The following is a 5,013-nucleotide window of genomic DNA, read 5'->3' as shown; positions in this document are numbered from 1 at the left end:
GGCGTCGACGCCGTGGTGGTGCCCGGCGGTTTCTCCTACGGCGACTACCTGCGCGCGGGGGCGATCGCCAGGTTCGCCCCGGTGATGGGCGAAGTTGTGGCCGCCGCAAACCGCGGCATGCCGGTGTTGGGCATTTGCAACGGGTTTCAGGTGCTCTGCGAGGCGGGGCTGTTGCCGGGGGCCCTGACCCGCAACGTCGGTTTGCACTTCGTCTGCCGCGATGTGTGGTTGCGCGTGGCGTCGACGTCGACGGCCTGGACGTCGCGTTTCGAGCCCGATGCGGACTTACTGGTGCCGCTGAAGTCCGGCGAAGGCCGCTACGTGGCGCCCGCCGACGTCGTCGAGGAGCTCGAGGGCGAGGGCCGGGTGGTGTTCCGCTACCACGACAACCCCAACGGCTCGCTGCATGACATCGCCGGCGTCAGTTCCGCCAACGGTCGCGTGGTCGGACTGATGCCGCATCCCGAGCACGCCATCGAAGCGTTGACGGGGCCGTCCGACGACGGCTTGGGCCTGTTTTATTCGGTATTGGACGCGGCGCTGTCGGTCTAGGCGGAAACGCCTGCCGCGGAGCGCAATTCGGCGAACGATGCGCAGATGGCGTCGGTCGCCTCGTGCGGGTCGTCAAACGTCCGGTCATCGGTGAGCACGGCGACGCCCAGCTGGTCGACATAGCTCCACACGGTGATGTTGACCGGGGCGCCCGGTGATAGCACCCCGGTCGAGTAGATCTCGGTGACCGTCGCGCCGCCGAAGTGTCCGCGCTCGCGCGGGCCCACCACGCTGGAGACCGCGACGTTCATCAGCTTGTTGGGTGCGTCGCGCCGCCCCAGCCACCGGAATGCGGCCGGAGCGAACGCGGTCGGCAGATAGGCCATCAGCCGGCCGTAAAGCTCGGGGCCGAGGATCTCGTGGTCTTCCTTGGCGATTCGGGTCGCCAGCGCCACCAGCCGTGCCCGTTCGGCGGGATCGGCGACGTGCACCGGCAACGAAATCATCAGACCGCTGATCTCGTTTCCGGTGACGCGGTCCGACTTGTCGGTGGCCGTCGGCACCGACGCGATGAGCGGCCGGTCGGCCGCGCCGTCGTAGGCCAGCAACAGTGTGCGCAGGCCGCCGGCCGCCGTGGCCAGTATCAGGTCGTTGAGGGTGATGCCCAGCGCCTTGGCGGTCGCCTTGGCTTCGGCCAGCGGCAGCGTCGTGCTGGCGAACCGCCGCACGGGCGACACGACGTGATTCAGGAAGGTCGGTGGAGCGTCGAAGGCCTCGGCCAGATCCGGGTGGGCACCCCGTTCTCTGGATCGGCGGCGGACCCGCGTCAACCCGGTGGCGGCATCCCTCAGCAGCCCGGGGAGCTCGGCGATCTGCCGCGCGTGGTCGCGGGCGGCAGATCGCAGCAGGTCGGCGGGCGACGCGGTGACGCCCGCTTCGTCGTTGTCCCGCTCGTCGGTCGGCCCGTCCTCGAGATCCATGGCGCGCGCCAAGAGGTTGACGGAGGCCACACCGTCGGCCAGCGCGTGATGGACCTTGCCGATCAGGGCGTACCTTCCCCCGGCCAGTCCCTCGGCGAAGTGGAATTCCCACAGCGGGCGGCTGCGGTCCAGCGGCATCGAGGCGACCTGGCCGATCGTCTGATCGAGTTCTAGCCGCCCGCCGGGCGCGGGCACCTGCACCCGCCGGAGGTGGTCGTCGAGGTCGACCGCGCAGTCCTCCTGCCACATCGGGTGATGCAGCTGCCAGGGAATGTCGACGAGCTTGTAGCGCAACGGTTCCAGCAGGTGCAGCCGGCGTCGCACGTGGCGGCGGAACGCCTCGAAACCGAAGTCGGAGTCAGCGGGGTCGATGACCGCCACTTTCAATGTGTGAGTGTGGAGGTTCGGTGTCTCACTGTAGAGCAGCATGGCGTCCATGCCGTTCAACCTTTTCACGCGCCACCCTGCCGGACAATCAAGTTGCGCTGCAGCGGATTTCGCATGATGTCGAACCTCGAGTCGCGGTCGGTCAGCCTAGGATGGGCAGCTTGCGTTGACCGGCCAATCGCTGGAGGGCCGACTCCATCACCCCGCGCACGTAGGCGTCGACTTCGTCGATGTCGGGATCGTCGCCGAATTGGGCCGTGACGTCGATCGGTTTGAGTACTTCGGTGACGATCTTGGCCGGCAGTGGCAGGTTCGGCGGGAAGATGACACTGAGTCCGAAGGGGAATCCGAAGCTCACCGGCAGAATGTCCATGCGCGCCCTGGTCAGCCCCAACTTGCGCGCCAGCCAGTTTCCGCGGGTCAAGAAGAGCTGAGTCTCCTGGCCCCCGATCGACACGGTAGGCACGATTGGCACCCCGGCCTCGATGGCGGTCCGCACGTAGCCGGTGCGGCCGTTGAAGTCGATGGTGTTGGCGCTGAAGGTGGGCCGGTAGGAGTCGTAGTCGCCGCCCGGGAACACCAGCACCACCGCGCCCGAGTGCAGCGCGGCGGCGGCGTTTTCACGGCTGGCCTCGATGACCCCGAGGCGGCGAAGCCAGCCATCTAGGGGTCCCATGAAAATGCCGTAGTGGCCCAGGGTGTAGACGGGGCGGTCGTAGCCGAACTTCTCGTAGAAGGCCGGGGAGAAGATCAGCACGTCGGGCGTCAGCATGCCGCCCGAGTGGTTGGACACCACCAGCGCGCCGCCCGACGGCGGGACGTTGTCGATGTTGCGCACCTCGGCGCGATACCACCGCTTGATGACCGGTCCGAGGGCCTTGCTGACCTGCTCGGTGAAGGCCGGATCCCATTTGGTGGTCTCGTGGTTGTCGGCCACCTCAACGCCGCTACCCGCCATGGCTCCCCGCCGTCCGTGTCAGTGCTGTTTGGCATTGATTGCCGATGTGACGCAGATCTCAAACCCCGTGCCTGCTGAGCATATAATACTCTCCGAAAAAGAGAATGTCATATCCGTTTGCTGAGCGGTTTGGCCGCGGCGGGGACGCGCGCCTAACGTCCGTTTGCACTCGGATTTTCGGGCTCGCCGGCTCATCGGCGCAGAGCGGGGACGCCGCTCGCCGCCGCGTTGGGGTGACGACCTGGCCGGCAGGATCAGCCCGCGTCCCGCAACACAGGATCAGCCCGCGTCCCGCAACAACGGATGCGCCGTCGGCAGTTCGACGGCGGGGCTCAGAGCGTCGAACAACTCGGTCGCATCCGCAATGGTGTGGTCGACGAAGGCGGCGAAATCGTCAAACGAGACGCTCCGTCGAATCCAGTGCGACCTGCGCGCCACCACGCCGATGCGCTGCGGATCGGACGACCCGTGCACGATCGCGGTCACCTCCCGATCCTGGCGGTTCCAGGTGTCCGAGAAGTGCACCAGCCAGGGCCGCTCGGTGGCGGGGAAGAAGCAGCCGGGAGTCACCCGAATGATCAGCACATCGCCGTGCGCGGGCGAGATCTCGAGATGGACGTGCAGGCGCCGCGGGTGGGCGCTGGTGACGAAGAAGTATTCGCGATCATGATGGCCACGGAAATAGCGGCGCCCGCGGACGCGCAGGTACCGTTCGACCAGGTTCGCGCACATCGGCTCGTTCGTCATGAAAACATGCTGCGGCCAGTGGCTTTGCGGATGCTGGGAGACAAGCCATGAGTCGCCGAAGAATCTGTTGAGAATTGGCTGAGTGAATGGGGGAAGGTTCCATCGGCCGACGATGTCAGCGGGCAGACGCCGCTCGACGATCCCGGCGCCGGGCGAGTCGGATTAGTCTGGTGCCAAATGGTTTTCGCTCAGCCGTAGGGGAGGGCCGAACATGGAGTTCATCGTGGAACGGATCGACCATGTGGTGCTGAACTGCCGAGACGTCGAGGACACGGCCGCGTGGTACGAGCGGGTCCTCGGGATGCGGCGGGAAACGTTCGGGCCGTCCAACCGAATCGCGCTGCGGTTCGGGGACCAAAACGGAACCTGCGGCCCGTCGGGGCGCTGGGGGACGATCCCGAGTGGGTCACCGGTTCGGTCGAAGCGGCCGGTTCCGAGGACTTGTGCTTCATCACTCGTTGCAGCCCGGGCGAGGTGCATGCCCACCTCGTGCGATGTGGGGCGGAGATCGTTGCGGGACCGGTGACCAGGACGGGGGCCCTGGGTCCGATGACCTCCCACTACTGCCGCGACGTCGACGGCAACCTGGTCGAAATCGCGGTTTACTGAAGGGGATACAACGCCGGCAGGTTCACCACGACCGCCTCTTGGGTGCTGCGCGCGATCACCACCTCCGCGGGCGTGTTCGGGTCGGGGTTTTCCTCTCGGTGCGGCAGATACGGCGGGATGAAGACGTAGTCGCCGGGTGAGGTCGAGATCCTCACCTCTTGCGCGCCGTCGTGAAAGACGAATTCCGGGTGGCCGCTGCGCACGTAGATGGCGGTTTCCGAGTCGCCGTGATGGTGGTTGGACGAGACGGTCGAGGGTGACGCGTGCGTCTCGCCCATCCAGAGCTTTTCGGCGCCGACTGACGTTCCGCTGAGCGCGGCGAAGCGGCGCAGTCCCTCCGATTGCGCGGTGTCGGAGCTGATGTCCGCAGCCCTGACGTGGTGCACCCGGTTGTGGGTCGCTTCCGGTGTTGCCTCGTCGAAGTCTGGGTGGAATCCGTCTGCGGTAGCCATGCGTCAATTATGGTCCGACGCATCCCGATACGCCTCGAGGAGCCGCAGCCACAGCTCGCTGACCGTGGGGAAGCAGGGCACCGCGTGCCACAACCGGTCGATGGGCACCTCGCCCGCGACGGCGATGGTGGCGGAGTGGAGCATCTCGGTGACTCCCGGCCCAACCAGCGTGACCCCGAGCAAACGCCCACGGTCGAGGTCCACCACCATCCGTGCGCGCCCGGCGTACCCGTCCGCATAGAGCTTGGCCCCCGTCACGACGTCGCCGATCTGCACATCGACGGTGCGCAGCCGGTACCCGGCCTGTTCGGCTTGCCTGGCCGTCAGGCCGACGGCGGCGGCTTCGGGCACGGTGAAGAAGGCCTGCGGCACAGCGTAATGGTCGGCG

General features: G+C 67.0%; 5 protein-coding genes and 2 pseudogenes. 2 read left to right on the top strand and 5 right to left on the bottom strand.

The annotated features are described in order from the left end of the window. Window positions 1-552, top strand: a 552-nt coding sequence (gene purQ, locus A9X03_RS04770; protein WP_068259897.1) for a phosphoribosylformylglycinamidine synthase subunit PurQ, incomplete at its 5' end; no start/stop codon positions are given. On the opposite strand, the gene A9X03_RS04765 is transcribed toward purQ, so the two are convergent. The 3 genes from A9X03_RS04765 to A9X03_RS04755 form a co-directional block, all read right to left on the bottom strand. Next, entirely contained in the window at window positions 549-1,928 is a 1,380-nt protein-coding gene (locus A9X03_RS04765; RefSeq protein WP_197696014.1) for a wax ester/triacylglycerol synthase family O-acyltransferase, read from the bottom strand. The two genes, purQ and A9X03_RS04765, sit on opposite strands and share 4 nt — an antisense overlap. A gap of 73 nt (window positions 1,929-2,001) precedes the next feature. Further along, window positions 2,002-2,817 (bottom strand): lysophospholipid acyltransferase family protein, encoded by an 816-nt coding sequence (locus A9X03_RS04760; RefSeq protein WP_067752299.1) that lies wholly within the window; start codon window positions 2,815-2,817, stop codon window positions 2,002-2,004. Window positions 2,818-3,096: 279 nt separating this feature from the next. Further along, entirely contained in the window at window positions 3,097-3,564 is a 468-nt protein-coding gene (locus A9X03_RS04755) for a hypothetical protein (RefSeq protein ID WP_067752302.1), read from the bottom strand. A gap of 211 nt (window positions 3,565-3,775) precedes the next feature. On the opposite strand from A9X03_RS04755, the pseudogene A9X03_RS04750 reads away from it, so the two are divergent. Next, a pseudogene (locus A9X03_RS04750) lies at window positions 3,776-4,173 on the top strand (VOC family protein). Here A9X03_RS04750 and A9X03_RS04745 read toward each other — a convergent pair. Beyond that, on the bottom strand, window positions 4,167-4,625 hold the full coding sequence (locus tag A9X03_RS04745) for a cupin domain-containing protein (RefSeq protein WP_067752308.1): 459 nt from the start codon (window positions 4,623-4,625) through the stop codon (window positions 4,167-4,169). The pseudogene A9X03_RS04750 and the gene A9X03_RS04745 overlap by 7 nt on opposite strands. 3 nt (window positions 4,626-4,628) lie before the next feature. Beyond that, window positions 4,629-5,013, bottom strand: a pseudogene (locus A9X03_RS04740) (pyridine nucleotide-disulfide oxidoreductase); the annotation flags it as partial.

Source organism: Mycobacterium sp. E1715 (assembly GCF_001667625.1).
GTDB lineage: Bacteria > Actinomycetota > Actinomycetes > Mycobacteriales > Mycobacteriaceae > Mycobacterium.
This window is presented reverse-complemented; position numbering and strand designations above follow the sequence as displayed.